This window comes from Cohnella sp. OV330, assembly GCF_900112065.1.
Classification (GTDB): Bacteria; Bacillota; Bacilli; order Paenibacillales; family Paenibacillaceae; genus Cohnella.
Map to the genome: position 1 here is coordinate 62917 of NZ_FOKE01000013.1, position 26490 is coordinate 89406.

General features: G+C 64.5%; 19 protein-coding genes, 2 pseudogenes and 1 riboswitch. Of the genes and pseudogenes, 12 read left to right on the forward strand and 9 right to left on the reverse strand.

Features of this window, described 5'->3' with window-relative positions; genetic code table 11:
* Nucleotides 1–8: 8 nt before the first annotated feature.
* The 3 genes from BM235_RS26040 to BM235_RS26050 all read right to left on the reverse strand — a co-directional run bounded on the left by BM235_RS26040 (nt 9) and on the right by BM235_RS26050 (nt 3487).
* Entirely contained in the window at nt 9–911 is a 903-nt protein-coding gene (locus BM235_RS26040; protein WP_090117176.1) for a DMT family transporter, read from the reverse strand.
* A 9-nt stretch (nt 912–920) separates the two neighbouring features.
* Nucleotides 921–2030, reverse strand: coding sequence for an MBL fold metallo-hydrolase (locus BM235_RS26045; protein WP_090117177.1), 1110 nt, complete (start codon nt 2028–2030; stop codon nt 921–923).
* Nucleotides 2031–2128: 98 nt separating this feature from the next.
* Nucleotides 2129–3487, reverse strand: coding sequence for a branched-chain amino acid aminotransferase (locus BM235_RS26050; protein WP_255374607.1), 1359 nt, complete (start codon nt 3485–3487; stop codon nt 2129–2131).
* A gap of 128 nt (nt 3488–3615) precedes the next feature.
* Between BM235_RS26050 and BM235_RS32750 the strand changes: the two are divergent.
* From BM235_RS32750 to BM235_RS26080, 7 genes and pseudogenes are all read left to right on the forward strand, one after another.
* Nucleotides 3616–4152, forward strand: a pseudogene (locus tag BM235_RS32750) (LysR family transcriptional regulator); the annotation flags it as partial.
* 249 nt (nt 4153–4401) lie between these two features.
* A pseudogene (locus BM235_RS32755) lies at nt 4402–4776 on the forward strand (LysR family transcriptional regulator substrate-binding protein); the annotation flags it as partial.
* 12 nt (nt 4777–4788) lie between these two features.
* Nucleotides 4789–4984, forward strand: a riboswitch (cobalamin riboswitch).
* A 414-nt stretch (nt 4985–5398) separates the two neighbouring features.
* The gene (locus BM235_RS26060) at nt 5399–7474 is read left to right on the forward strand and encodes an S-layer homology domain-containing protein (RefSeq protein ID WP_158543787.1); all 2076 of its coding nucleotides are present in this window, start codon (nt 5399–5401) and stop codon (nt 7472–7474) included.
* Nucleotides 7475–7512: 38 nt separating this feature from the next.
* Nucleotides 7513–8409, forward strand: a complete 897-nt coding sequence (locus BM235_RS26065) for a DUF4430 domain-containing protein (RefSeq protein WP_090117179.1) — start codon at nt 7513–7515, stop codon at nt 8407–8409.
* Nucleotides 8406–9296: an energy-coupling factor transporter transmembrane component T gene (locus BM235_RS26070; RefSeq protein ID WP_158543788.1), complete on the forward strand. Its 891-nt coding sequence runs from the start codon at nt 8406–8408 to the stop codon at nt 9294–9296. Before BM235_RS26065 ends, BM235_RS26070 begins: the two co-directional genes overlap by 4 nt.
* Nucleotides 9269–11071: an ABC transporter ATP-binding protein gene (locus BM235_RS32210; protein WP_158543789.1), complete on the forward strand. Its 1803-nt coding sequence runs from the start codon at nt 9269–9271 to the stop codon at nt 11069–11071. The genes BM235_RS26070 and BM235_RS32210 overlap by 28 nt, the downstream gene beginning before the upstream one ends.
* Nucleotides 11044–11745 (forward strand): ECF transporter S component, encoded by a 702-nt coding sequence (locus BM235_RS26080; RefSeq protein ID WP_090117181.1) that lies wholly within the window; start codon nt 11044–11046, stop codon nt 11743–11745. The genes BM235_RS32210 and BM235_RS26080 overlap by 28 nt, the downstream gene beginning before the upstream one ends.
* A 12-nt stretch (nt 11746–11757) precedes the next feature.
* On the opposite strand, the gene BM235_RS32760 is transcribed toward BM235_RS26080, so the two are convergent.
* Nucleotides 11758–13776 carry a helix-turn-helix transcriptional regulator gene (locus BM235_RS32760; RefSeq protein WP_199408937.1) on the reverse strand — a complete coding sequence of 673 codons (2019 nt, stop codon included), beginning with the start codon at nt 13774–13776 and terminating at the stop codon, nt 11758–11760.
* A 132-nt stretch (nt 13777–13908) separates the two neighbouring features.
* On the opposite strand from BM235_RS32760, the gene BM235_RS26090 reads away from it, so the two are divergent.
* On the forward strand, nt 13909–14703 hold the full coding sequence (locus BM235_RS26090; RefSeq protein ID WP_090117182.1) for a DUF3891 family protein: 795 nt from the start codon (nt 13909–13911) through the stop codon (nt 14701–14703).
* A gap of 993 nt (nt 14704–15696) precedes the next feature.
* Here the strand turns inward: BM235_RS26090 and BM235_RS26095 are convergent.
* The 4 genes from BM235_RS26095 to BM235_RS26110 all read right to left on the reverse strand — a co-directional run bounded on the left by BM235_RS26095 (nt 15697) and on the right by BM235_RS26110 (nt 18586).
* A complete protein-coding gene (locus tag BM235_RS26095) occupies nt 15697–17034 on the reverse strand; it encodes a hemolysin family protein (protein ID WP_090117183.1) in 1338 nt (445 codons plus the stop codon).
* Nucleotides 17035–17179: 145 nt separating this feature from the next.
* Nucleotides 17180–17632 (reverse strand): MarR family winged helix-turn-helix transcriptional regulator, encoded by a 453-nt coding sequence (locus BM235_RS26100; RefSeq protein WP_090117184.1) that lies wholly within the window; start codon nt 17630–17632, stop codon nt 17180–17182.
* Entirely contained in the window at nt 17616–18158 is a 543-nt protein-coding gene (locus tag BM235_RS26105) for an EVE domain-containing protein (protein WP_090117185.1), read from the reverse strand. The genes BM235_RS26100 and BM235_RS26105 overlap by 17 nt, the downstream gene beginning before the upstream one ends.
* Nucleotides 18155–18586, reverse strand: a complete 432-nt coding sequence (locus tag BM235_RS26110) for an SRPBCC family protein (RefSeq protein ID WP_090117186.1) — start codon at nt 18584–18586, stop codon at nt 18155–18157. The genes BM235_RS26105 and BM235_RS26110 overlap by 4 nt, the downstream gene beginning before the upstream one ends.
* Nucleotides 18587–18754: 168 nt before the next feature.
* Here BM235_RS26110 and BM235_RS26115 point away from each other — a divergent pair, with 168 nt between their 5' ends.
* The 4 genes from BM235_RS26115 (at nt 18755) to BM235_RS26130 (ending at nt 23815) form a co-directional block, all read left to right on the forward strand.
* Entirely contained in the window at nt 18755–19522 is a 768-nt protein-coding gene (locus BM235_RS26115; protein ID WP_090117187.1) for an MBL fold metallo-hydrolase, read from the forward strand.
* Nucleotides 19523–19897: 375 nt separating this feature from the next.
* A complete protein-coding gene (locus BM235_RS26120) occupies nt 19898–20851 on the forward strand; it encodes an ABC transporter permease (RefSeq protein WP_090117188.1) in 954 nt (317 codons plus the stop codon).
* A gap of 24 nt (nt 20852–20875) precedes the next feature.
* Nucleotides 20876–21751, forward strand: coding sequence for a carbohydrate ABC transporter permease (locus BM235_RS26125; RefSeq protein WP_090117189.1), 876 nt, complete (start codon nt 20876–20878; stop codon nt 21749–21751).
* 27 nt (nt 21752–21778) lie between these two features.
* Nucleotides 21779–23815, forward strand: coding sequence for an alpha-amylase family protein (locus BM235_RS26130; RefSeq protein WP_090117190.1), 2037 nt, complete (start codon nt 21779–21781; stop codon nt 23813–23815).
* Between the two features lie 323 nt (nt 23816–24138).
* Here BM235_RS26130 and BM235_RS26135 read toward each other — a convergent pair whose 3' ends face one another.
* Entirely contained in the window at nt 24139–26469 is a 2331-nt protein-coding gene (locus tag BM235_RS26135) for a helix-turn-helix domain-containing protein (protein WP_090117191.1), read from the reverse strand.
* Nucleotides 26470–26490: the final 21 nt, after the last annotated feature.

Consider the following 26490-nt stretch of genomic DNA (forward strand, 5'->3'; position numbering starts at 1 on the left):
TATTGATTTTATGTTTTTGCAGCCGGCAGTGCGGGGGATGCCTGCTTCTTTTTCCCCGCTAAGTACACGCCGCAAAGAATAACGATCAGCCCCGCGAGCGTATTCCAGCCGACGTGCTCGCCGAGCAGCGTATACGCCCAGACCAGCGCCGTGCAGGGCACGAGGTAAGTGACCATCGTGGCGAATTCGGCGCTCGCCGCCAGAATGATGTAGTAGAACAGGATATAGCCGACGCCCGAGCCGAAGACGCCGAGTCCCAGCAGCATCAGCAGGTTCGTGCCGTCCGCGAGCGGCTCGATCGGGAAAGGCTCGGCGACGAGCGCCATGACGCCGCTCGCGACCGTGCTGCATAACAGCGTGCCGAAGGTCAGCTGGTACATAGAATAGCCGGTCAGCACACGTTTGGACAGCTGCGAGCCCAGCCCGTAGCACAGCGCGGCGGCCATCATGAGCAGCAGGCCGGTTGCGTCGATCGACGAGACGGCGGACGGCGTGATGCCGAGCAGCAGCGCAACGCCCGCGAAGGCGATCGCGATGCCCAGCCACTGGTAACGGTTCGAGGACGCGCGAAACGCAGCCACGCCGATCATGATCGTCCAGAGCGGCGTCGTCGCGTTCAGGATCGAAGCGACGCTGCTGTCGAGCCGCGTCTCGCTGCGCGCGATGAGGAACCAGGGCAGGGCGGTGTTCACGATCGCGACGAAGGCCATCGCGGGCCAACGGATGCCGCGGAGTCCGAACGGCTTGCGCATTGCGAGCATGATCGCCGTCACCGCGACAAGACCGAATGCCGACCGCAGGAAGGAGACGCCCCACGCTCCGAAGTCGTCCACCACCATTTTAATAAAGTAGAACGAGCCGCCCCAAATGAGACTGAGTACGATAAGCGCGACATAGACGATCTTGGGCATAAGGCCGGTTTACCTCCACCATTCCGCAGTCGCCCCGGTCTTCGTGCCGTCGATCTCGACGGTCTCCCCGATGCGCGGCGAGATGATCCGCACGCCTTTGCGGGCCGCTTCGGCGGACGCCCTGCGGATCGGATCGTTCCAGTCGTGCAGCGCCAGCGTGAACGCGCCCCAGTGAATCGGCAGCAGCGTTCCTCCATTTACGTCGATATGGGCCTGGACGGTTTCCTCCGGCGACATATGAATGGCCGCCCAGCGCGGGTCGTACTGTCCGCATTCCATGAGCGCGAGATCGAACGGACCGAATCGCTCGCCGATCTCCGCGAAGTGCGGACCGTAGCCGCTGTCGCCGCTGAAATACACCTTTTGCCCCCCGCCTTCGATCGCCCAGGAGCACCACAGGGTCGCGTCCCGCCCGGTCAGCCCTCTGCCCGAGAAATGCCGGGCCGGCAAGCACGACAGCCGCAGCCCTTCCCATTCGAACGTCTCGTGCCAGTCATGCTCCTCGATGCGGCTCTCGTCGACGCCCCACCTGCGTAAATGCGCGCCTACGCCTAGCGGCACGAAGAAGCGGCCGACCTTGGCATGCAGCCGGCGTATGGTGCCGTAGTCGAGGTGGTCATAGTGGTCGTGCGAAAAGACGACCGCGTCGATCGGCGGCAGCTCCTCGATCTCGAAGGGCATCGTATCGGCGTAGCGCTTGCCGCCGAAGCGGGGGAACGGCGAAGGGGCGTGGCCCAGCATCGGATCAAGGAGAATCGTGCGGCCGCCGATCTCGAGCAGCGACGCGGAATGCCCGAACCAGGTGACGCGGAGCGGCCCGGGACGGCCGATCGCGGCCGTATCGAGCTTCACGACGGGGAGACGGCCGGGCGCGGGCCGCGCGTCCGGCCGCCCCTTCGCGAAGTCGCGCAGCATGGACAGCTTGTCCGCCGTCGAAGTCGCCATCGAAGTCGGCAGCGGGTAGCGGAACTTGCCGTCTCTGAATTGCGGAGAATTGTGAAGGCGATGTCCGCGATCCCGGTAAGCCTGCGCGCCGAAGACCGGATCCAAGGCGAGCACGGCGTAGACGGCCGCTGCCAGCAGCAGTACGACGGCGAGCAGGACGATGAGCGTTATCATATGAAAATAGACCTTCTCTCTGGCTGTTGGCCGAACGATTGGCCCGAGGGCCGGTACTCCGATGATATCATCACCGGCCCCCGTCCGCCACGGACCGGCTATTCGGCCGCCGCAGGCACGGGCGCCATCCAGCCATGCGCATCCGGCAGCTCGCCGCGTTGAATCCCCGACAGCGTCTCGTACAGCCGCTTCGACAGCTCGCCGGGCTCCCCGTCGCCGACGGTCAACCGCTCCCCGCGCCAATGCAGGCTTCCGATCGGGGAGACGACCGCGGCGGTGCCCGTGCCGAACGCCTCGCGCAGCGTGCCGTCCCGCAAGCCCGCCGCCACCTCGCCGATCGCGATCGGACGCTCGCGGACAGATACCCCCCAGTCCCGGAGCAACCTTATGACCGAATCCCGGGTGACCCCGGCCAAGATGCTGCCGCCGAGCGGCGGCGTGACGACCTCGTCGCCGAAGCGGAAAAACGCGTTCATGCTCCCTACTTCCTCCACGTATTCTCGTTCGACGCCGTCCAGCCATAGCACCTGGGCGCAGCCCATCCGCGCAGCCGCCTCCTGCGCCTTGAGCCCCGCCGCATAGTTCCCCGCCGTCTTGGCGTCTCCCACGCCGCCGGCAACCGCGCGCACATGCTCCGTTTCCACGTAGATCGGGACCGGACGCACGCCCTCGGCGTAATAAGCCCCCACAGGCGAGCAGATGACGACGAATTGATAGGACCGGGAAGGCGCCACGCCGAGCTGCGTCTCGGTCGCGACGACGAACGGACGGATATAGAGCGAGGTACCGGGCGCTTCGGGAATCCAATCCGCATCCTGAGCCACCAGCCGCCGTAGCGCGCCCAGCACCCGCTCTTCGTCCAACGCCGGCACGCACATGCGCGCGCAGGAACGGTTCAGCCGGCGAATATGATCGAGCGGCCTGAACAGTCTCGCCCCGCCGTCCTTCCACTTGAACGCCTTCATGCCCTCGAACACCGTCTGTCCGTAATGGAGCACCTTCGACGCCGGGTCCAGCAGCAGCGGCCCGTAGGGCACGATCCGCGGCTCGCCCCAGCCGGTGCCTTCCTCGTAATCCATGAGCAGCATGCGATCGGTAAAATAACGTCCGAAGCCGAGCCCGCCCGGGCCCTCCAGCAGCTCGCGGACCTTGCGTGCGGCTGGCGAAGGGGCGGGCGGAGGCGAGTCTGCGTTCGCGTTCGCTGCGGGGATGACAGCGGCGTTCGCTGCGGGGGTGACAGCGGCGTTCGCTGCGGGGGTGACAGCGGCGTTCGCTGCGGGAGTAACGGCGGCGTTCGCGGCAGCGTTGTCCATCGTACTCGCGTCAAACGCCCCGCTTCCACGCTCTCCGTTCCGCGCCGGCTTCGGCCCCTTGCGCTTTTTTCTGACCGGCGGCCACTGGCTCTGCAGCCCCCGGATTCCGTTCAACGACATGCCGTCCTGCGTTCTCCGTTCCATCTGCGTTCCCTCCTGCAAAGTGTTGCTTGTAGAATAACGCGAACTGAAATATATTTAAAATATCTGATTTGTACGAATACCATACCTTTAAAGTATGACGCAGGCAGGTCGAGCGAGGTGCGGGAACGATGGATGTCAGGCAGCTGCGTTACTTTTTGGCGGTGGCCGAGGAAGGCCAGATCACGTCCGCGGCCAAAAAGCTTCACATGGAGCAGCCGCCGCTAAGCCGGCAGATGCGGCTGATCGAGGAGGAGCTCGGCGTCGCGCTCTTCGACCGCTCGGGCAAGCGGCTGCGGTTGACGCCTGCCGGCGAGCGTCTGCGCGAGCGCTCGGCCGGACTGCTCCGCCAGCTGGAGGAGACGGTGACCGAGGTGCGTGAGCTTGACGAGGGCGTGAGCGGGGTACTGTCGGTCGGCGCCGTCGTGTCCTGCACGTCGCTGCTGCCCGGCCCGCTCGGCCGATTCAGGGAGCGGTATCCGAACGTCAGCTTCAAGCTGAGCGAAGGCGACCACCATCTGCTCGGCGAGCGGTTGGACCGCCGCGAGATCGAGATCGCAGTCGCGCGGCTGCCGTTCGAAGCCCCCGGCGGAGCGGCGCGCTACGAGGTCCGGCCGCTCCCTTCGGACCCGATCGTCGCGCTGCTGCCGACGGGCGCATGGACAGCTGCGGACGGCGTGGCGCAGGCGCAAGGGGGACCGGCGCATGACGGACTGCAGCATGGCGATCCGGCGCATGGCGGATCGGGGCTTGACGGACCGGGGCATGGCGGATCGGTGCATGGCGGACCGGCGCATGACGGACCGGGGCATGGCGGACCTGGGTATGGCGAACCGGCGCATGACGGATCGGGGCGTGACGGACCGAGGCGTGACGGACCGGGGCATGGCGGACCTGCGATCAGCGCCGGCACGGAGCCGCTGTCCCTCGCCGAGCTCGCGGCTTATCCGCTCGTCTCGCTGAAGACGGACCGCACGGTCGTCATGCACGAGACGATCATGCGCGCCTTCGCGGACGCGGAGCTCCGCCCCCGGGTCCTGTGCGAATGCGCGAGCGTGGCGATCGCGCTCACGCTGGTCGCCCACGGCTTCGGCGCCGCGCTGCTGCCGAAGTCCGTCATGTCGACGTTTCCGCTGGCGGGCATCGAATGCCGCGGGATCCGCGACGCCGACCTGCTGTCCGAGGTGGGGCTCGTCTGGCTCAAGGACCGTTACCTCTCCCGCGCGGCGCGGCGCTTCATCGCCTTGTTCGACGCTTCCGATGGACAAAGCGGCGACGGGGGTCTATCATGAGAAGGAAATCGAATAGCCGAATGACGGCAAGGCGCCCCGACGCGAAGCGCGGACGGGCTTAATAGGGAAGCCGGTGCGAGTCCGGCGCGGTCCCGCCACTGTAATTGCGGAGCGAAGCGGCTTGTTGCCACTGTCCGAACGGACGGGAAGGCGCCGCGTCAGCGATGAGGCAAGAGCCAGGAGACCTGCCTTGAACGTCGGTTTCTCTTTCTTCGGGGGCTAAAGGAAGGGAAAGAAAAGGCGCCGCGGCGCGGCTTGAATTCGGCATGGCTTTTCTATGCGTCAGCCCTTGTTTGCAGCAGGGGCTTTTTTCGTTTTGTCCGCTTATCTGCGGCTGCAGCCGGCCTCTCTCTTGCGCAGCGTCTTCGTGCCGCTAACGGACACAGGAGCTCTTATTTTCTTTGTAAGCCGCGTTTTCGCATCTTTGCGGACCGTGAGTCCGTTATCGCACGATATCGCATCCGTTTACGCCGTCAGGCGCGCCGATAACGGATCTGTAGTCCGCTTATGCGTTCTAATCGCCCGTTCCCGGCCATATAGCGGATCTGTAGTCCGGTCGGCCATGCCGCCTGCCGCTATCTCCCCGTGCTTCAGCTATTCTATTGGAAACGAGGTCAGACCCATGCCGAACGGCCGATCGTTATTTCGCCGCACCTTATCCCCTTCGCTCAGAAAATATCGCGCATGGCCGCTGACGCTTCTATTGATCGTAGCGATGGTCCCCTGCCTGGCAGCGCCTGCCACGGCTGCGGAAACCGGCAACAACGGCGCATCGACGGGCACCGTCACGCTCTCCGTCATCGGGGATGCCAAGCGCGGCACGCTGCTCCCGGCGACGCAGATGAGTTTACAGGATGGAGACACGGCCTACTCCGCGCTCGAGCGGACGCTCTCGGGCAAGGTCATGTCCTCCGGATCCGGAGAAACGCTGTACGTGAGCAGCATCGACGGGCTGTCGGAGCTCGATCTCGGGCCGAAAAGCGGCTGGATGTACGAAGTGAACGGCGCTTATCCCCCCGGGAGCGCCAGCATATACCGGCTGAAGCCGGGCGATGCGGTCGTCTGGCGCTACACGCTCGATCTGGGCGCGGACGTCGGCGCGCCGGATCCGGGCGCCGGCGGGAATGCACCCGGCGGAGCAAGTGGCGGGACCGACGCAAGCGGGAATGGCAGTGCCGGCGATGGCGGGAATGCAGGCAACGGCGGCGGACACGGCGCGGGCGAGGGGGCGAGCGCGGCATATGACGCCGACATCGCGGCGCTCCGCAAGCTCCTGCTCGCCAAGCCGGCGGCCGAGCTGTCCGAGTGGGAAGCCTTCGCGCTCGGCCGCTCGGGCGGCGGCGTGCCGGACGCCTACTTGACGGAGCTGGCCGCGCAGGTGAAGGCGGCCGGCGGCGCGTATCGCAAGGCGACGGACCTGGAGCGCATCGTCCTCGCCGTGCGGGCGGCCGGCGCCGATCCCCGCGCGTTCGCGGGATACGATCTCGTGGCGGCGGTGTACAACCATGACAAGCTGACGCTCCAAGGCGCCAACGGACCGATTTTCGCGCTGCTCGCGCTCGACAGCGGCGGATACGTCGTCCCGGCTAGCGCCATATGGACGCGCGCCAAGCTCGTCGATTGGCTGCTCGCGCTGCAGAACGCCGACGGCAGCTTCCCGCTGGCCGCAGGCGAAGCCGGCAACGCGGACATCACCGCGATGGCGCTGGCAGCGCTCGCGCCTTACGCGAATGCCGCCGAAGACGCGGACGCCGGGGCTGGCGCTGCGGGAACTGGCGGCGCTAGCTCTGCCGCGGCAGCATCGGCGGCCATCGACCGCGCAGTCGCGTATGTCTCCGCCGTCCAGCTGCCGAACGGCGGCTTCAAGCTCGAGCGCGACGAGAACAGCGAGACCGCTGCGCAGGTCGTCATCGGCTTGACCGCCGCCGGTCGCGATCCCGCCGGCGCCGCCTTCGTCAAGACCGGCGGAAGCCTGCTCGACGCGCTGATCGCGTATCGGACGGCCGATGGCCGCTTCGCGCACACGCCAGGCGGCGCAGCCGATCCGATCGCGACGGAGCAAGCCATGCTGGCGCTGATCGCGTACGACCGCTTTGCTACCGGAGCTCCCGGGCTGTACCGGATCGCCGCCGAGCGGTTCGCGGACGAACGGCAGATCGCAGGCTGGGCCTCGGAGGCCGTGCATCAAGCTTATGCGGCCAAGCTGCTCTCCGGCACGAGCGCCTTCCCGCTCCGCTTCGAACCGAAGCGCGCCATCACGCGCGCCGAGTTCGCCGCCCTGCTCGTCAGGCTGGCCGGCGATCGGCTGAACGCCGTTCCATCCCCCGGCGCTGCCGCCGAAGTTGCGTTCGCCGACGTCCAGCCGTCCGCCTGGTACTACGCGGCCGTCATGCGAGCCGCCCGGGCCGACATCGTGAACGGCGTATCGGCCACGTCCTTCAAGCCCGGCGATCCGATCACGCGCGAGCAGATGGCCGTCATGATCGGCCGCGCCTTCGGCCTCTCCGAATCCCAGAGCGGCACCGCTTGGCGGGATGCCTCCAGCATCCGCGCGGCAGCCCTGCCTTACGTGAACGCGGTTGCGGACAAGGGTATCCTGCTCGGCGCCGCGGGCGCCTTCGAGCCGTCGGGCACCGTGACACGGGAGATGGCCGCCGTGACCGCCGTCCGACTGAAGCATTTAGATTTGGTCTCATAAAATAGACTAGCAAGCGCAGACGCAAGGAGGGAAATGAAGTGAAGCATATACGCAAGGGAAGGCTGGCCGCGTTGTTCGTCCTGTTGGCCGCGCTGCTCGTGACAGCCGCCGGCTGCGGCGGATCCGGCGCGGACCGCGAGGCGGCACCAGGCCAAGCGAGCCTCTCTGCCCCGGCATCGTCCGCGGGACAGACGCAGCCGGGGGACGCCGCAGCCTCGGCAAGCGCGCAATCAAGCCAGCAAGCGAGCGCAACGGCGACGGCGCCGAGCGGCGAACCCAAAGGCGCGAGCGCAACGGCTAAGCCTGGCACGGCGTCCAACGACGGCGCCGCCAAGCCGTCCGGCGGCAAAGTGCCGACGGCGACCGCCGATGCCGGCTCGGCTCCGACCAAGCCGGAGGCGTCGGCCACCGGCGAAACGCCAACCTCGACGCCTACCGCGACGTCAAGCGCGACGCCAGCCGCTACGCCAGCGACGCCGAGCGCAACCGCCGGCGGCAAGCCCTCCGCCCCTCCGCAGTCCGGCCAAGCGACGCCTAGTCCCTCCCCTGCGGCGACGCAGGCGCCGCAAAAAGCCGAGATCACGCTGTCGATCGTCGGCGACAGCGATACGGGCACGATCCTGTCGCCTGCCGCGGTCGAACTCAAGTCCGGCGACAGCGTGCTCGACGTGCTGAAGCGCGCGACCCGCAGCCGCAAGATGCAGATGGAGTATCAGGGCAGCGGCGCAGCCGTTTATGTAGAAGGCATCGATAATTTATACGAATTCGACAAGGGCGCGAAAAGCGGCTGGCTGTTCCGCGTGAACGGGGATTTTCCGGGCAAGAGCGCGGGCGCCTATAAGCTGAAGGCCGGCGACGTCGTGGAATGGCTTTACACGCTCGACATGGGCAAGGACGTCGGAAAAGGCGGGGACGGCGAGGAGAGCGGGTCGTGAGCGCAAGCGGCTTCGGCGGGCTTCATCCGCTCGTTTGCTTCACCTACTACGCCGGCGCGATCCTGCTGGGCCTCATGCTGGCGCATCCCGTCTATCAACTGGCGTCGCTCGCCCTGCTGACGGCGCTGCTGCTCCTGCAGCGGCAGGGCCGGACGCTGGCGCGCTCGCTCCCCTACTACTTGCTCGTCGGCGGGCTGTTCGCGATCGTCAACCCGCTGCTGTCCCACCGCGGACGACATATTATTTTTTATCTGATGGATCAACCGATCACGCTCGAGGCCGTCCTCTACGGCGCCATGATGATGATGACCATCCTCGCCGTGCTGCTGATGTTCGTCTCCTACCGCGTCGTGATGACGACGGACAAGTTCATGTATTTGTTCTCCGCCGTCCTGCCCCAGACCGCCCTGCATACGTGGATGACGCTGCGGTTTATCCCGCTGTTCGCCCGCAGGTTCAAGCAGATCGAGCTCATCCAGCGCTCGCGCGGCATCGACATGCGCACCGGCGGGCCGATCCGCAGACTGAAGAACGGCGCGCTGCTGCTTCGCATCCTCATGACCTGGTCGCTCGAGGACGCGATGCGGACCGGCGATTCGATGAAGGCGCGCGGCTATGGCACGGCGAAGCGGACCGCCTATTATCCGTACCGGATGGACCGGCGGGACCGGGCGACGCTCGCGATGCTCGGCTTGCTCCTGCTGCTCTCGCTCGCGGGCTGGCGGGAAGGGTGGGGGCTGCTCACGCTGTTCCCGCGCATGGAGCCGATCCGGCTCGGGAGCTTCGAGTGGATTCACTTCGCCGTCACCGCGCTGTTCGTAGGCATGCCGATCGTATTCGAAACGAGGGAGAGATACCGATGGAGATCGTCGCGGCGCAGCGCCTGACCTTCCGCTATCCGGACGCGGCGCAGCCTGCGCTCACGGAAGTGGACTTGTCCGTGCGCAAAGGCGAGTTCGTCGTGCTGTGCGGCGCTTCCGGCTCGGGCAAAACGACGCTGCTCCGCCACTTCAAGCGCGAGCTCGCGCCCGTCGGCGAACGGTCGGGCAGCGTGCGGTACGACGGCGGTCCGCTCGGGGAGCTGCCGGACGGACGCGCGGCCGAGGAGATCGGCTTCGTCTTTCAGCATCCCGAGAGCCAGATCGTGATGGACACCGTCTGGCACGAGCTGGCGTTCGCGATGGAAAACCGGGGCTATCCGCAGGTCGTCATGCGCCAGCGACTGGCCGAGCTGTCCAGCTTCTTCGGGCTGGAGCCGCTCCTGCAGCGCTCCGTGCACGAGCTGTCCGGCGGACAGACCCAGCTCGTGAACCTGGCTTCCGTGCTCTTGCTCCAGCCGCGGCTGCTCCTGCTCGACGAGCCGACGTCCCAGCTCGATCCCGTCGCCGCCCGCGAATTCGTGCATCTGCTGCGCCGGCTGAACGAAGAGTTCGGCGTGACGGTCATCGCGAGCGAGCATCGGCTGGACGACATTTTACCGCTCGCGGATCGTCTCGTCGTCATGGCGGACGGCCGCGTCCGGTACGACGGCACGCCCGGCGAAGTCTGCAGGCGGATCTGGGCGACCGGAGACGCGCGCGAGCGGCTGTACGTGCCGTCCGTCGCCAGGCTGCTGGCCGCGCTTGACGTTGCGGACGCGACCGGGCCGTCCGGATCGGCGGCCGCCCCGGACGCGCCGCTGCCGCTTACCGTACGCGAGGCGGTCGCCGCGATCGACCGGCTGGCCGCGGACCGCGCGTCGGCTCCGGACGAACCGTCGGACGAAGCCGCTAAGGCCGGCGGCCCGCGCGGCCAGGCGGTCGCCGATACCGCTGAGGCCCCCAGGGCGCCAGCTTCGAGCGGTGCCTCCCAGCTGCGAAGCCTGCTTCGCCTGGCAACCCGCCGTCAAGCAGAAGGCCCGGCCGAAGCGCTCTCCTGCCGCGAGCTCGCCTATCGCTTCGAGCGCGACCAGCCCGATGTCCTGCGCAGGCTGAGCCTCCAAGTACGCGAGGGCGAGCTGCTCGCCGTCCTCGGCGGCAACGGCGCCGGCAAGTCCACGCTACTTCAGCTTATGGCAGGCTTGCGCAAGCCGCAGCGCGGCAAGATCGCGATCGCCCCCGGGCGCAGGATCGGGTACCTCGCGCAAAATCCGATGCTCTACTTCAGCAGCGACACGGTGCGCGAAGAGTTCGCGCGGGCAGCCGGGCACGCCGGGTACAAAGGCGGCGCAGCCGAGGCGGAGATCGCCCATTGGTCGGACGCATTCGGTCTCGGCGAGCTCGCGGACCGGCATCCGCACGATCTCAGCGGCGGCCAGCAGCAGAAGCTGGCGCTCGCCCTCGCCCTGCTCCCGCGGCCGGACATCCTCTGCATCGACGAGCCGACTAAAGGGCTCGATCCCGATGCCAAAGAAGCCTTCGCGGCGCTGCTGCTGCAGCTGCGCGAGGAAGGCATGACGATCGTGATGGTGACGCACGACGCGGAGTTCGCCGCCCGCCACGCCGACCGGTGCGCGCTGCTCTACGACGGGGAGATCGCCGCCGCAGCGGAGCCGCCGCTCTTTTTCGGCGGCAACTACTTCTACACGACGGCCGTCAACCGGGCGGTCAGGCACCGCTATCCGGACGCCGTCACGGCGGAGGAGGTCATGCGCAGATGGACAACCGAAGCCGCGCGATCCTGATCGCCGTAGCAATCCTCGCGGCCGGCCTGGCCGTCGCTTCCGCGATTTGGGACGGCCACTACCTGCTCCTGTCCGCCGTCGCGATGACGCTGGCGATGGCGCCGCTGTTCGTCCGCTTCGAACGTCGCCGGCTTGAGCCCCGCGAGATCGCGATGCTGGCCGCCCTGGCGGCCGTCGCGGCGCTGGGACGGATCGCGTTCGCGCCGCTGCCGAGCTTCAAGCCGACGTCCTTCGTCGTCATCGTCGCGGCGCTCGCCTTCGGCAGCGAAGCCGGCTTCATCGTAGGCGCGGTCGCCGCGCTCGCCTCGAACCTGTTTCTCGGCCAAGGCCCTTGGACGCCCTGGCAGATGTTCGCCTGGGGCATGGTCGGCGCCTCGGCGGGATGGCTGCGCCATACGCGCTTCATGAAGTCGCGAATCGGCCTGTGCGCTTTCGGCCTCGTCTGGGGCTTCCTTTTCGGCTGGATCATGAACGTATGGTCGCTGCTCAGCCTCCCCGATGCCTTCGGCTGGGAGCTCGTCCTGATCACTTACGCCCAGAGCTTCTACTTCGACCTCGCGCACGCGGCGGCGAACGTTCTGTTCCTCGGTTTCTTCGGCCTCAGCTGGGTACGGCTGCTCGATCGCATCCGCAAAAAATACGGGCTCCTCGAGAGCCGAAGCGTCCGCCGCTGATCCTGTCGACGTTCAGTTATCCACGCGCAGCAGCGCGGACTCGTAGCGGGCGAGCCGCTTCATCAGAAGCCCGCGGCTTTTGCAGCCCGTCTTGCGAAGCAGGCTCGAGACGTGCTTCTTGACGGTGATCTCGGTGACGAACATCCGAGCCGCGATCTCCGGATTGGACAGTCCCGACAGCAGCAGGCCGGCCGCCTCGCGCTCGCGCGCCGTAAACGCGTACGGCGGCTCCTCGGGTGCGGCCCCCCCGCCCGATCGTCTCTCGATCAGCTTGCGCATGTATGCTTGTCTGCCGGAGCCGCGGAGATCCGCGGCAAACGTCTGCGCCCTGTGACCGGGTCCATAATCGTCGTGCTCCGCCCCTTCAACCGGCTCCATCCCGATAGACAGCAGCAGTTCACGGTAAAAAGGATGCGGCGTCGAACAAAGCACCAATCCTCCCGAGGCCAGATAACCGATCGCTTCCTGTATCAGCTCCGATCTGGCGCGACCGTCAGACGGGTCCTCCGCATCGATCATGCGGATGTACCAGCCCGCCGGAGACGACGGCGGCGCCGCCAGCGCGAGACGTTCCGAAACGGAAAGGCCGCGAAAATAAGCCCGGGTCACGGGCCGCCTCGCGAGCAGGTCCAGGGAATGCCGATGGATCGGAATGGCTGCGAACAGCCCGATCATCCGGCCCTCGGCGCTCCGCAGCAGCTTTACCGAATCGAGCCTGAGCGCGAGCCAGTCCGCCGCTTTCGCAAGGCGACCCCGCGCCGCATCCTGCTCGGCGGCCATATCCAGCGTGTAGGCGGCTTCGCTTTCATAATCGATAAAGGCATGCGCTTTGCGGCGCGGCTGCATCCTCCTGCGTGCCAGGTAATCCTCGACCTCCGGGTAGTTGTGGGCGTCGAGCGTCTCTAACGTATATCCCGAACGGCCGACCGGCATGGTCAGCACGGCCCGCAGCCGCGAATCCGCGAGCTGAAAGATCAGCTCCTGCATGAGCCAAATCGCCCGCTGCGGGTCGCGTTCGCTGCCGAGTCGCCGTTCGTAAACGGCGATGCATCGTTCGCGGGCCTCCCGCCAGGCATCGGGACGCAGGGCGCGGAATTCTGCCTGCAGAGACTCCCGCGCGAGCTGGTGCAGATGCCAGCCGCTTCCGCCCCGCGCCATGCATGGCAAACGAAGCAGCTCCGCGAACGCGGTCTCGTCCGGCGGCTCTTCGCCGCTAGCGGCTGCGAGCGTCTCGTAATCGAAGACGCGCAGCAGCGACGCATGCCAGGCCGCGAGCCGAAGCTGGGGGCTGCGGCTGCCGCCCAGCCAGTCTTCGGCCAGAAGGGCCAGATCCGGGAATGCATCGGCGTCCGCCGGCCGCGCGGCGATCCGGCTCAGCAGCAACGGCAGGCCTGCCGACCATGCGGCGGCACGGCGGCGGAAGTCCTCGTCCGCGATACCCAGCCGATCGAAATAACAGTCCATCTCTTCGTGGGTCAGCGCTGCTAGCTCCATCTCGACGCCGAGGCCGCGCCAAGCCGGCGAGTCGCGCCATGGGCCGTCGGGCGGATAGCGCCCTGCCAGCACAACGAGCACCCGCCTGCCGAGCGTCGGCAACAGCTCTCCGCGCAGCCAGCCGCCCAGCGAGATGCCGCGCTCTGCCGCATCAATCGCCAGCACGGCGCCACGCTCGCCTGCGAGCGCATTCAGAGCCTCCAGCGCGGACGTGCGTGCTCCCCGGCCCACCGCTTCCGGCAGCGCTTCGCCAAGCGCAGCGGCCACGCCAGCGGGCGTAGGCGAAACGAGCTGTAGATCTAAATCGATCCATGGGATGCCCTTCGCCTCCGCCAGCTGTCTGAGTCTGCCGAGCAGCCAGGTTTTCCCGATTCCCGCCGGACCGAAAAGATGTACGATCGAAGCGCGTCGAGCAGGATCCTCAAGCAGCGCCGCAAAATCCAGCCGTTCCCGCTCTCTTCCGACGAACAGCGCCGACTCGGCTCGCAGCAGCTCTTCGCCGATCCGGCCGTACGGTCCCGCCCCGTTTTCCCCCATTCGCTCTCACCTCTCACTGCCTGGCATTCGACGATCTCACCTACGCCGTGGCGCTTTTATACTATCGTATACTAGAACGCGGGCTGGTTCGATGATATCTTTTCGTTATCGCAGATTCGAGGAGGAAAATCGATGATTGTCAGCGCATGGGAAGGTCATTACCGTATGACGGCCAATGACGAACACGGCCGGCTGGCCGGGCGGCTCGCCGGAGCGTTCAGACCCGCCTTGCTGCCCGAGGGAGAGCGTCGGGAGGAGGTGCTGTATGCCGTGGCAGAACACGACCGGGGATGGATCGGACTCGACGAGGTGCCCCTATGGAACGATGAGGCGAACCGTCCTTTTTCCGTGACGGATTATCCGCTCGGCCTTCGGCTCCCCTTTTACGGGCGCGGCATATCAGAGGTGGAGGGGCAGAGCCCTTACGCTGCGCTGCTGTGCAGCATGCATTATACGAGTTTGCCGCCAGCTTTCCTGAAGCATATCGTCGGCGGTGCACCCGCAAGCCTGCCTTCCGCGCTCGCAGAGGAAAAGGAGCGTCAACGCCGGATACGCGCCGACCTCGGTCTCGGCTCCGCCGCTGCGGAGGATACGATCGGCACGCATCTCGCGCTGCTCCAACTCGCGGACGCGCTATCGCTGCATTTTTGCGCATCGATCGGCACCGAACAAGGAGATATGGCGGCACCGTTTGCCGAAATGTGCTTGCGGGCGGGCGCCGTGGCGACGGGCAGTCCGATCTCCCTCGCGCGGCCTGCAGCCGGCGAAGCGCTGCTCTCCGCCTCCATACTCGACGCTCCCGTAGAGACGTCTTACTTAACCCGCGACGTACCGGCGCGCTTGATCGCGGACAAGGGCATTGCCGCCGCTTATGCGGAGACGCCGCTCGCGGAGATCCGTATCGCCGTCCGTCCGATCGCACCATAACGGCACGACAAACAGAACACCCGGTTAACAGCTGATAACCGGGTGTTCTACTGTTCTGGTTTACTATTCAATTGTCTCAAGCGCTCCCATCTTAAGTTTCCGAAGATTCATCCAGATTCGCTTACGCATGATCGTAATCTTCTTAGACTTCATTTTAAATGTGACCTCCAAAGGTCGTACGCGCATTCGTGCGGTTAAAGGGTCTTGCCGGCGCCCTTGGCGCTCGTTTGCCGCGACACCTCTCGCTTCGCCAATCTTTGATTTTTTGATTTCATGACCTGCTTTGATTTTTTGATTTTATGACCTGCTTTCTTTTCCTGCTTTCTTTTCCTGCTTTCATGTCCGTGTTCCGAAGAGTCGTCCCTTGCTCGTATACGTTGGATTCCCGCATATCCGGACCGCCACGTTACGTCAATTGCCGGGCGGTTGCGCTTGCTTCATTTCCGTTCGCTGCGGATATGCTTCGCTTACCTGGCCCAATGGACTATCCCCTCTCGTTTAAGTTGCCTTCATTATAAGACAGCGGATTCAATTATTCAAATTTTCTGATTATTGATAAAACAGCCCTAGCGCCCAGTAGCCCGCCCCTGCCTCGAACATGCTCCCGAATACATTAAATTACTCGCTTTTTCGTTTCTTTTTACACAAATCGCAGCGAAAATTTACATAAGCGGCCTTTTGCGCACAGAGAGCGGGGGGATAGGAAGAGGCGGGAGAGACCGCACATTAACGTGCGGTTCCGGGCGGCCACGCTGCGCATGCGCTTGCGGACTCGGCGGTGAACCGACGCAGGACGCAAATGCGGGAGAACCGCACATTTACTGTGCGGTTCCGGGCGGCGACGCTGCGCATGCGCTCGCGGATTCGGCGGCGAACCGACGCAGGACACAGACACGGGAGAACCGCACATTTACTGTGCGGTTCCGAGCGGCAACGCCGCGCATGCGCTTGCGGATTCGGCGCACGCAGGCGACCGCACCTCCCTAAAGGAAGCTATTCCGGCGAGGCGGTGGTCTCCTGCGCTTCGTTCGCCGGCTCTGGCGCGCGGCGCACGTTGACTCGCTTGATCTGGCGGTTTTCCATCTCCGCGACGACGAAGGTATAGGCGTCAGCGGACACTTGGGCGCCCGGGGCCGCTTCCTCCAGCTCGGACATGAGCCAACCGCCCAGCGTGTACACGCCTTCGTCGTCCTCGATCTCCGTCTTCAGAAGGCGGTTGGTCTCCTCGATCATAAGCGTGCCGCTAAGCTCGTACTGGCCGCCGGGAAGCTGCTGGATCAGCGGGCGGCCGTCCTCGTCGCGCTGCTGCCTACGCTCGCCGACGATGCGCGCGATAATGTCGCGAATCGTGACGATGCCCGAAGTCCCGCCGTACTCGTCGAGCAGCACCGCCATATGGATGTCCTTTTTTTGCATCAACAACAAGATCTCCTGCACCGACACGGTGTCCAGCAGCTGCAGCACCGGCTCGATATAAGGCTTGACCGGCATGTCCGGCTCTCCCGGATGGCGAATGTACGCCGTGAGCAGCTCCTTGTAATCGATCAGTCCCACGATCGTGTCCTTGTCGCCGCCCGCCGTGACCGGGTACAGATCATAGGCATCCAACGAGGTACGGGCCACGATCTCCTGCACCGTCTCGCTCTCGTCGATGAACGCCACGTCCCGCCGCGGGACCATGATCCCTTTGGCCACCATGTCGTCCAGCTCGAATATATTCGTCACATAGCGGAATTCGGACGAATTGATGATCCCGCTCTTGTAGCCTTCGGACAGGATGAGGCGCAGCTCGGCCTCGGTGCGGGTGTTGTCCTGCTCGGAGAGCGGCTTCATCCCGAACAACCCGGTGAGCAGCCTCGCCGAACGGTTCAGCAGCCAGCTGAACGGATAGGTGAGTTTGAAAAAGATCATCAAAGGCTTCGCCAGCGCGAGCGCGAGCGATTCGGCCTTCTGGATCGCCACGATTTTGGGCAGCAGCTCTCCGACTACGACCTCGAGGAAGGTGAGGATGAGGAACGCGATCACGAACGACACGACCGTCTCCACCGACTCCGGCAGCGAGAAAAGGCCGAAGACGGGACTCAGCAAATGCTCCACCGTCGATTCGCCCAACCAGCCGAGCGCCAGGTTGGTCAGCGTATTGCCCAGCTGGCAGGCGGACAGGTACTCGTCCAACCTCGCGACGATCTGCTTGACCGCCGACGCCTTCTTGTTGCCTTCGGCGACCAGCTGCTCGATCCGGCTCATCCTCGCCCGAATGACCGCATACTCCGCGGCCACGAAGAACGCCGTGCACCCGATGAGCGCCAGCACGATTATCGTATTGATCATTCGCTCGTCTCTCCCCTTCCGTCCGTCGTCCCGACGTTTCCGTTGGTATACTGTACCCGGAACGAAGCGAATCGAAAGAAAAGGAAGCCTTCGAGCGTTTGATTCGGCTTGGAAATAAACGGCAGCCGACGTTTCGACCGTCGGCCTAGCCCCGATGCCCGGCCAGCTTCGTCAGCGTGCCAAGGAGCTCCTTCGTCCCCGTCCCCAAGACGGCAAAGAAGGCGCGGTCGGCGGCTTCGACCGCCTGAACGGCGCGGTTCGCCAGCTCGCTGCCTGCCGGCGTCGGCGCGATCGCGTGCGCGCGCGTGTCGGCGGGATGAGGCCCCCGGCGTACGTACCCCTGCTGCTCGAGCTTGCGCAGCACCTGCGACGTCACGTTAACGTCCATGCGGACGTTTTGCGCGAGCTGCACCTGCGTCAGCCGGCCCGCCCACTCCGCTTGCTCGTTCATAAAGTGGCAGGAGAACAGCAGCACGAACTGCGGATGCGTAAGCCCGAAGGGCTCCAGCGCCTTTCGGATCTCCCGCTGCCACATGTTCGTCGTCTGCCACATCAAAAATCCCGGGCTGTCTCCCGCGTCTTCAAATTCCGTGCTCATCGATGTCCTTTGCCTCCATGGCGCCCGCGATCGTCAGGAAGTCCTCTCGTCCGATCTCGAAGTGTCCCGTCCGGAAGAGATATCCCCAATGGCGATTGCCACGCGTGAAGCTAAGACGCTCCAGCAGCCCGCCGATCTCGGTTGATTTGCATTCAGTATAGCGAATGTTCCTCCGAAACGGTACAAAGGTCTCGCTCATCGCAAAAGGGTACGTATCGTCGTCAACCACGCGCCCGATCGCGGTAAACGAACGCAAGGGCGCGCCGCCGTTCATGTCGGTGCGCGGCGAGTAATAGATCAGCCAGTCTCCCGCCTTCATCCGGCGCAGCGGTCCCGCCTTGCCGTGGCAAACCTGGGCAAAGCCGCCCTGTACGCCGCGCTTCACGTGCGAAGCGGACACGACCCCGATCCAGTAGCGCCGCCCCGGGCTCGGCGACCGCAATCGTTCGGCGCGGGCAACAACGGGATCGACATCGTCGGACGCGCCTGCGGAGAAGAGCGCAAGCTGCTCAGGCGCGGCCCTCATGGACGCTCCGTTCGAAGCGCGAGAGCCGCGAGCGACGCGACCGTCTGCGGGATCCCCTCCGCCATGTCCGCTCCGATCGCTGGCCCGAGTTCGCCGGCGTTCGGTCCGTCGATCGTTACGCGATGGGTGATTCGCGTTCCTTCATTGACGGTCTCCAGCGTATGCTCGAAGCGAATCTCGATCCCCGCTTCCGGCAATCTCGTCAGATCCGAAAACGTCCGCAGCGGCACGACCTCCATCAGCTCGAACGCCAACCGTTCCTGCCCTTCGGGCTGGAGCCAACCGGTGGAGCCGGCCTGGAACGGCCCGTGCAGCTCCGCGCCTTCGATGCCCGCATCCCATGCCGTCCACGTGCGCATGTCGCCGTACAAAGCCCAGATCGCTTCCTTCTTCGCTTGCGTAACCAAGCTGTGTTCGAATGTCCACATATGAAAACCTCCAATTTATTATATGTGTACATATTATATTTCCACATATTATCTGTCAACAGCCCTCTCGCCGCTCCTTCGGCTATTCGTCCCGGTCCGCTTTGCGAATAAATCCGTGCCGTTTGTATAGCCTACTCTTCACGAAGACTGCCGAAGGGACGCGAACAAATGCACAATGAAGATAGACTTCCCTCCGACGTGCACGGCGTGCGGACGCTGATCGCGAACGTCGTGATGATCGGCGAGCCGGGCGACCGCGAATGGACGCTGGTCGATGCCGGTATCGTCGGCTGCGCCGATGACATCGCTCAAGCGGCTGCCGCACGATTCGGAGATGCGCCTCCTGGCGCGATCGTGCTGACGCACGGCCACTTCGATCACGTCGGTTCGCTGCGCCCGCTGCTGGCCCGTTGGCGCGTGCCCGTATACGCGCATGCGATGGAGCTGCCATACCTGACCGGCCAAGCCGACTACCCCGAAGCGGACCCGGATGTCGGAGGCGGACTTATGGCCCGCATCTCCCCGCTGTACCCGCACAAAGGGATCGACATCTCGGGCGTCGTGCGCCCGCTCCCGGAAGACGGCACGGTGCCGACCTTGCCGGAATGGCGCTGGGTCCATACGCCCGGCCATACCGAGGGACATATCTCGCTCTTCCGCGAGCGCGACCGGACGGTGGTGGCGGGGGACGCCTTTATCACGGTGAAGCAGACGTCCGCGTTCGCGGTGCTCACGCAGGAGGAGGAGATTCACGGTCCCCCGCCGTACTTCACCTTCGATTGGCGCCATGCCGCCGAGTCCGTCCGCAAGCTCGAGGCGTTGAAGCCTGCGGCGGCAATCACAGGCCATGGCCAACCGATGGCCGGCGAAGCGCTGACGGAGGGACTGGCGGAGCTCGCGCGATCGTTCGAGGAGCGGGCGGTGCCGCATCTCTGAGCGGGTGGGGCGTGGCGCGGACCGCGGTGCATCTAAGAATAGCGCAATTTTGCGCTGTTCTTAGGCATGCAGGATGTGGCGGCAAAGATAGGCGCGAGCCTCAAATTTCGCATAGCAGCCTTTCGCGCAACCGGACATTTCTTTCCCGCCATCCTCCCGGCCGCCCCGCCACCATGGATCAATCCGCGCCATGCCGGGTTTCCTCCGCCCTTCCTCCTTTCGCAGCGCGCAGACATCAATTGCATAGACGCAGGACCGGCTGCCGCAGCCGGTCCTCTTCAATTTATGTCCGTATTCCGCTGATCGCCGCGCGCCTACAATGGAGGCAGATCCAGATTAGGTCCGCCATCGGACGGAAACGAGGTGCTTCGGATCATGGAAAAGGCGTTAGCCGCATTACCGGTCCGAAAGGAAAAAGGCTATTGGTCCCGGCTCGGCGCGCGGATCGTCAAGCATCGGGCAATGTATTTGCTCGCGCTGCCGGGCGTGTTGTTTTTTATTTTGTTCAAGCTCACCCCGCTGTGGGGCCTGCTGCTCGCGTTCAAGGACTACAGCCCGTACTCGGGCTTCGCCGGCAGCGAGTGGGTGGGCTTCAAGCATTTTGCCGACCTTTTCGCCGACCGCAACTTCTATATCATGCTCCGCAACACGTTCGCCATCAACGTCTTCGGGCTCGTGTTCATGTTCCCGCTGCCCATCCTGCTCGCCCTCATGCTGAACGAGGTGCGACACGGTGCCTTCAAGCGCTTCAATCAATCCATCGTCTACCTGCCGCATTTCTTGTCCTGGGTCGTCGTAGCGAGCATGACCTTCTTCGTCTTGTCCACCGACGTCGGCATCGTCAACAAGCTGATCGGCGAAGCGGGACACGAGCCGATCAGCTTCCTGTCCGAATCGAAGTACTTCTGGGGACTCATCACGGCGCAAACGATGTGGAAGGAAGCGGGCTGGGGCACGATCATCTTCCTCGCCGCCATGGCGGGGGTCGATCCGCAGCGGTACGAAGCGGCGGTCGTCGACGGCGCAAGCCGTTTTCGCCAAATCTGGCACATCACGCTGCCTGCCATCCGCCCCACGATTCTCATTCTGCTCATCCTGCGCCTCGGCCAGATGGCGGACGTCGGCTTCGAGCAGATGCTCCTGATGATGAACCCGCTGGTCATGCAGGTGGCCGAGGTGTTCGACACGTACGCCTACACGCAGGGCATCCTGCGCGGACAGATCAGCACAGGCGTGACGGTCGGCATGTTCAAGGGCGTCGTCGGCTTCGTCCTGGTAATGGCATCGAATTATATCGTCAAAAAATCCGGCCAGGAAGGCATCTACTGATCCGCCGGGAGGAGGCATACCGCCATGAGCTTCGTTTCACGCAAAAAAATGACGGCGTTCGATTGGATCAACTACACGCTGCTCGCCGTTATATCTCTCGTCTGCGTATTCCCGTTCTTGTACGTGTTCAGCGTTTCTTTTACGGACCCTGACGTGTACGTGCCGCTTCGTTTTTATTTGTTCCCGGAAAAATGGTCCCTGGCCGCCTATTCTTACATTTTATCGACGGACAGCTTTTTGAACGCGCTCAAGAGCACCGTCTTCATCACCGTCGTCGGCACGATTCTGAATCTGGTCGTCACCTTCTCCCTCGCCTACGTGCTGACCAAGAAGGATGTGCCCGGCCGTGGTCCCATGATGGGCTTCGTCATTTTCACGCTCGTCTTCAGCGCGGGCATCGTGCCGAACTATTTGCTGGTGCAAAACCTCGGGCTGCTGAACTCTTACTGGTCGCTCATCTGGCCGGTCCTGACCAACGCTTGGAGCCTCATCATCATCAAGAGCTTCCTGGAGTCGCTGCCTTCGGAGCTGGAGGACGCCGCGCGCATCGACGGCTGCTCGGACATCGGCGTTTTCCTGCGCGTCGTCCTGCCCTTGTCCATGCCGGCGGTCGCGGCGTTCACGCTGTTCTTCGCCGTTTCCCACTGGAACACGTACTTCAACGCCCTTATCTATCTCTCGGACGCCAAGAAGTGGACGCTGCAGGTCCTGGTCAAGACGCTCGTCATCGACTCGGACAACGCAGGAATGGCCGGCGCGGGAGGCGACGAACGCTCGGTCCCGCAGGAGACGATCCGCATGGCCTCCATCATGCTGGCGATGGCGCCGATCCTGCTCGTCTATCCGTTTCTGCAAAAACACTTCGCGAAGGGCGTCATGCTCGGCTCGGTCAAAGGATAATCGCGACGAACACTGGAGGTTAACCCCTTGGAAAATAACGAACGCGGCTGGTGGCACAAGCCCCAGCGCATCATTCAGACGAATCTGCAGGTGAAAGACACGCATCTGATCGAACCCCGCCGCCTGGCGCGGCAGATGAAGGAGCTTGGGGCGACCGCACTCGTGTTCAATGTCGGCGGCATCTACGCCTGGTACCTTTCCGACGTCGAAGGCCATCATGTCAACGAATACTTGCCGCAGGACTTCGATCTGCTGAAGGGCGTCGTAGACGCCTGCCACGACGAGGGCATCCGCTTCATCGCCCGGCTCGACTTCAGCAAGACGGACGATATCGTCTACCTGAAGCGGCCCCAGTGGTTCGTGCGCAAGCAGGACGGACAGCCGGAGATCATCGGCGCGCATCGGCCCGGCGCATGGTCGCTCCTCATGAGCACCTGCCTGAACGCGGGCTACCGCAACGAAGACGTCGCCGTCCCGGTGCTGGACGAGGTGTTGTCGCGGTACGACGTGGACGCCGTCTTTTTTAACGCGCCGCACTTCCTGCCTTGCTGGTGCGGCATTTGCAAGCGCAAGTACGAGCGGCTGTACGGCGTCCCGCTGCCGGCGGACCCGGCCGAATTCGCGGCGGATTGGCCGTCGACGTGCATCCGGGACAACATGGACAAGATGTACAGCTTCATCAAGGACAAGCGGCCGGAGGTTCAGATGATCCTGTACTACAACCTGTACAAGGACAATTTGTACCACCGGCTGGAGACGACGGACCTGCTCTGCACGGAGCCGCAGGACGTACTGTCCGAGGGCCACCGCCGGATTCCGGAGTTCTGGAAGCCCGCGCTCAGCATCAAGCTCGGCCGCTCCGCGCCAGGCGTCCCCGCGCCGCTCGGCATCGTCCACTCCAGCCCCGGCATGGAGTGGCGTCACACCGGCCTGCCGCCGGCCGAGTACCGCTTCTGGCTGTCGCAGATTCCCGCGCATGGGGGCAGCATCTGGCACTCGCTCACCGGCATCCCCGAGACGATCGGCGACAAGCGGATCCTCGAGACGGTAGCGGCGCTCAACCGCGACGTCGCCAAAGTGGAGCCGTACATGGACGGCGCCGAGACGCTGGCGCAGGTCGCGCTGCTGTGGACGGCGAACGCGGCCGCCGAAGGCTGGGCGGACGGGCTGATCAACCGCCAGATTCCGTTCGACGTGCTGCTCGAAGAGCAGGCGACGCCGGAGCGGCTGGCGCGCTACAAGGCGCTGATCGCGCCGGAGGGGCTGGCGCTGAGCGAAGGCATGGCTGCCACGCTGGCCGGCTATGCCGCTGCAGGCGGTCACGTCATCGCTGAAGGCGATGCCGCCGACAAGCCCGAGTGGCGGGATCTGCTCGGGGTCCGCGACCAAGGCGCAGCCGGCGAACTGCTGTCGGCCGCCTATCTGCGATTCGAGGGCGGGGACAACTCGCTCCAGGTCGGCCTAGAACAGACGGAGCTGATCGCGCTGCGAGGCGCCGTCTACTATGCGCAGCCGACGGCGGAAACCCAGGTGCTGGCGACGCTCGTCCCGCCGTTCGCCCCGCTCGAGTGCGTGGGCGCGCCGCCCGAACGCGCCTCGCTGCCCGTGATCCGCACCGACCTGCCGTTGGCGCTGCATCGCCGGAGCGGGTCCGGCGGCTTCCTGTACTTCCCGTTCTCGCTCAGCGGCATGCTCAATGAATTCAAGCTGGGCGAGCACTACCAGTTGCTCGCGAACGCAATCGATCTGGCGCTAGGCGCGGATAAGCTTGTAGAAGTCACCAATTATCAGGGGCTGCAGCTCACGCTGTTCGAGCGGGACGACTACGTCTTGGTCCACCTGGTCAACGGAGCCGGCAGAAGGCCGCTCGCCACGAATCTTCCGCTGCACGACATCACGCTCAAGCTGCGGCTCCCCGGCCGGCGCGTCGCCGGCGTGCGCAGATTGATCGCGGAGGACGCGCTGCCGTACAGTCAGAAAGAGGATGAGGCGGTCATCGATATTCCGAAGCTTGAGGTGTGGGAGTGCCTGCTTGTCCGAACGGAGGCTAGCGATAGCGTTTAGGGGAGCGGGGGGCGTCGGAGTTACACCGTTTTTCCGGGTAACTCGCCCCCGTACGGAGGTTCGTTACCGAGTTACGCGGTTTTTCCGGGTAACTGGCCCTCCAATGGAGGTGGGTTACGGAGTTACGCGGTTTTTCAGTGTAACTCGCCCCTGTGCGGAGACTTGCCGCCGAGTTACGCGGCTTTTCCGGGTAGCTGGCCCCCGAACGAAGGTTAGTTGCAGAGTTACACGGTTTTTCCGGGCAACTCCACCTCTACCTACCTTCCCCGCCGCCAACGGCAAAGAAGCCCGCCCTCATCGGGCAGGCTTCTCCTCGTTCGCGCTCAGCGCAGCGACATGCGGTACTGCTTCGGCGACATCGACAGATGCCGCTGGAATGCGCGGTTCAGGTTGCGCTCGGAATACCCGATCAGCTCGGCGATCTCCGCCACGCTGTGATTCGTCTCCTCCAGCAGCTTTTTGGCCCGATCGACCTTGTACTTCATCAGGTACTCGATAAACGTCATGCCCGCCTCCTGCTTGAACAGCCGGCTCAGGTACGACGGGCTCATGCTCACGTATTCGGCGCATTCGATCAGCGAAGGCATGCCCTGATGCGTCTCGATATAGGCGCACACCCGCTGCACGGCGATCCGCGTCGCGTTCGCCCTGCTCTCTTCCGTGATCTGCCGGTGCATCGGGAACAGAAACTCCACGAACCACTCCTGCACCTCGCGATACGTCTGCCTCGCCTTGAGCTGCTCGAACAGATTGTCCCCGAGATTGTCCAGCACGCCGTAGCCCATCTCCTCAAGCGACTGTATGATGGACGACAGCAGAATATGGTAGCAATGCATGGCCGTATTGTACGATTCGGACTGCCGGATTCGCTCATAGAAGCGGTCCAGGGACGCCTCGGCCAGACCAAGTTCCCCTTGAAGCAGATGCTCCGTAATCTCCAGCTCCAGCTCCTTCGGATAGTTGAACGTCGCCAGCTTGCCCGAAGGCGCCGGCAGCGCGTCGTAGCGGAAGACCCGGCGGTTCTCGTCGAAGAGGCGCTGTTGCAGCGCGGCCTCGGCCTCCCGATACGACTCGGACAGCAGATGAAGGCCCTGGCGCACGCCGCCGATGCCGACCGATACCGTAAACGACAGATGCGTCTTCAGCGCTTCGCATACGCGGCCGGCATAAACGTCCAGCATGCCGGCGGCCTCTTCCTCGCGAACGGGCGCGTCCCAGCGCAGCACGGCGACGGCCTCCTTGTCCTCCTTCCCCAGCACGTAACCGCTCGAAAAAGGGCCGCCCTCCAGCAGCTCCTGCATGACGTTTTTCACCGCAAAAACGATGATCGGTCCCTCGCTAGGCAAAAAACGCTTCTCCTTGAACAAATTCTCGGGCCGCACGACCAGCACCGCGAATCCTCCCGCCGCGGGCATCCCGTAAGCCTGCGCTTCCGTCTCGACCGCCTGCGGCTTGAGCGGCGCGGAAGCGGTTATCAGCTTCAGCACGAGCCGGTCGCGCAGATCCGGCTGAATCCGCTCGATATACGCGCGCAGCGACTCTGCCTGGTCGTTCAGATAGGCGAGGCTCGATCGGATATAACCGATCTCGTTGCCCCTGCCCGTCGCGCCAGGGCCGTGCCGCAGCTGTCTGCCGTACAGGATGAGCTTGTCGATCGGACTGTAAGCGAACTTGGACGAAGCGACGGTCAGCACGATGCCAAACACCAAAATGACGAGCACCGAGCCAAGGACGAACAGCCGCATCCAGTTCAGCTGGCCGGCGATCGCGCTCTCCGGCAGCATCGAGATATAAGTCCGCCCCAGCGCCGTCTTGTACGTCGCCGTCAGCACCTTGCCGCCGTCCGCTTCCCCCATGACGAACTGTCCCTCGCCGCCGCTGCCGGACAGCACGCTCCGGAACAGCTCGACCGAATCCGCCCGCTGGCCCAGGAGAGCCGCATCGGAGGAATGCAGCAGGATCGTGCCGTCCGCGTCCACGACGGCATACGACTCCTCGCCCGCCGCCACGCCCGACTGGAACAGCTGTCTGCCGAGATCCGCCGCCTTGAGCTCGTAGATCAGCGCGCCCATCGGCCGGCCGGTCCGCATGACCGGCAGCTGGCGAACGTACGAGATATAGCCGTTGCTCGCGTACGCCGGCAGGTAGGTCCAGCCCTCGCTGCGCGCCCCCTTCAGGACCGTCGCTATATTCTCGTGCTCGGGCGAGTCCGCAAGCGTCGTTTTCCCGTAGGCGTTGGACAGCACCGTATCCGACGCGCTGGCGTAATAGACGATATCCTGCACGAGGCTGCTGGCGTTTTTTTGCACGTTCATGAGGTCGAGGACGTTCAATTGGATCACGTACTGCTCGGCGAAGCCGGGCCGGCCCAGCCAGGAGCGGATCGTAGGATTGGCTGCAAGCTGCATCGATTGGTATTCGATGTCCGTCATCAGGTTCTCCGTGCGCTCCTGAAGAATCGTCAGGGAGGTCCGGCTGTCCGCCTGGAACTGCTCCTCGATCTTGTTCACGGAGTACCGGTAATACGCCAGGCCCAGGATCAGGATGGGGACCGTCACGGAGACGCAGCCCAGCCAGACGAGCCTTCTAAAATAATTCGATCGCGGAAACGCCCGGTAGGCGGCTTGTTGGACTTTTCTCAGCAGCGGCTTCATGATGACCTCCCTCGGAACGGC